Here is a 1,879-nt window from a genome sequence, read left to right on the forward strand (position 1 = left end):
ACAGGCTCATCATGCCGAATTTGAGGTAGTCGGTATCGCACCAGCTGCACGCGAGATTGCATTTGCCCAAACGGATGAAAACGGCGGGCATGCCTGTATTCCAGCCTTCGCCTTGCAGGCTTTCAAAGATTTCGACAATGCGGTATTGGGGATTGTTCGGCGTGATGTGAATGGTCATGAATGTCGGGTGTGGGGTTTTAATTGTTGTGGTGAAGCGTTTTAAGAAATCGGTTGAGGCAGCCATTCTTTCTGTTAGTTCGAGTGGAAAGAACGGCTGGTGTGTTTAAGCGGCAATGACGGCTGCGGCGGCCAAAAATGCCGGCAAGCCTTGTTTGAGCAAAATGCCTTTGTTGCCGGATGAAAACGCGCCCCATGCGGCGGCGATGAGGACAAAGCCGAGGAACAGGATGGTCGCGCCGTAAACCGCGTTGTCGGGTGCGGCAAAGCGCGCCCATACCAAGCCGATGGCGAGGAAACCGTTGTACAGGCCTTGGTTGGAAAACAGGGTTTGCACGCGCTTTTGTTCCATAAATTCGTAAGGCATGTTGAACAGCTCTGACGCTTTTTCGCTTGGGATTTGCGTCATTTCGAGCCAGGCGACGTAGAAATGTTCGACAGCGACGAAGAGGACGAGGAGGGTGGAGATGATTTTCATGAAGATTCCTTTTGATGTTTAGCGGATGGGTGTGTTTGTGGAACAGGGCGTCTGAAAAATACAAAATGCTGGTTTAGTCTCCTTCATATTCCGCACACGACGTCGGCGTTTCCCATAGTTTCACGCTGCACACTTTGACACCGGCATTTTTCAGACGGCCATACATTTCTACGCTCATGTTTTCGGCTGTGGTGCGGCAGGGCAGGCGCAGGGTTTTCATGTTCCAACTTTCCAAAAGCGCGGCGATTTGGCTTTCGCGTTCGTTGTTGCCGTGATAGATGAAGGCATGGTCGAACGGGTCGGTAATGTGTTGTTTGACGATGGTTTTCAGGTCGGTAAAGTCCATCACCATGCCGTCTTTTGCGCCGCCTTGGATAACGGGCGCGGAGACGATGATTTCGAGTTTGTAGGTGTGGCCGTGCAGGTTTTGGCATTTGCCGTCATGCCCGTCGAGCATGTGCGAGGAATCGAAGGTAAAGATTTTGGTGATTTTCATGAGATGAGGGAAGCCGATGAGGCCGTCTGAACGGTGTCAAACCGGTTTCAGACGGCCTTAAGATTATTGTTCGGAAGGGAGTTTGAGGAAATGCTCGCGATAATGGCGCATTTCTTCGATACTTTCGAGGATATCGTCCAATGCCTTGTGCGAACCGCGTTTGACCACGCTTTTGGCAACGGCCGGATTCCAGCGTTTGGCCAATTCTTTCAGCGTGGATACGTCTAAGTTGCGGTAGTGGAAATAGGCTTCCAAACGCGGCATGTATTTGACCATGAAGCGGCGGTCTTGATGGATGGAGTTGCCGCACATGGGCGTCGATTTCTCAGGTATCCATGCGGACATGAAGTCCAACAGGTTTTGCTCGACTTCGGCTTCGGTCAGTTTGGATTTGCGCACGCGTTGGGTCAGGCCGGTGCGGCCGTGGGTGGCGGTGTTCCACTCGTCCATGCTGTTGAGCAACTCGTCGCTTTGATGGATGACGTATACGTCCGATTGCGCCAGTACGTTCAAATCGGAGTCGGTAATGATCATGGCGACTTCGATAATGCGGTCGTGTTCCGGGTTGAGGCCGGTCATTTCCATATCGAGCCAGCAGAGATTGTTTGCGTTTTGGGTCATTTCAGACGGCCTTGTGTTTTCAGTTGGCAGTATTATAAAGGATAAAGGTTCGGGCCGTCTGAAAGCATTTGTAACAAGTTGTGCAATCTCTTGATATAATCGTCCGT

3 protein-coding genes and 1 pseudogene are annotated in these 1,879 nt (G+C 51.4%); all 4 read right to left on the reverse strand.

Annotated elements, in window-relative coordinates:
- Positions 1-178: pseudogene (locus ACTHUE_RS17320) on the reverse strand (7-carboxy-7-deazaguanine synthase QueE); the annotation flags it as partial.
- Between the two features lie 105 nt (positions 179-283).
- Positions 284-655: a DUF1304 domain-containing protein gene (locus ACTHUE_RS17325; protein WP_107792206.1), complete on the reverse strand. Its 372-nt coding sequence runs from the start codon at positions 653-655 to the stop codon at positions 284-286.
- A 73-nt stretch (positions 656-728) separates the two neighbouring features.
- Positions 729-1,151 (reverse strand): 6-carboxytetrahydropterin synthase QueD, encoded by a 423-nt coding sequence (gene queD, locus ACTHUE_RS17330; RefSeq protein ID WP_107792205.1) that lies wholly within the window; start codon positions 1,149-1,151, stop codon positions 729-731.
- Positions 1,152-1,214: 63 nt separating this feature from the next.
- Positions 1,215-1,772, reverse strand: a complete 558-nt coding sequence (gene orn / locus ACTHUE_RS17335; protein ID WP_107792204.1) for an oligoribonuclease — start codon at positions 1,770-1,772, stop codon at positions 1,215-1,217.
- Between the last annotated feature and the right edge of the window lie 107 nt (positions 1,773-1,879).

This window comes from Neisseria sp. P0021.S005 (assembly GCF_051956955.1).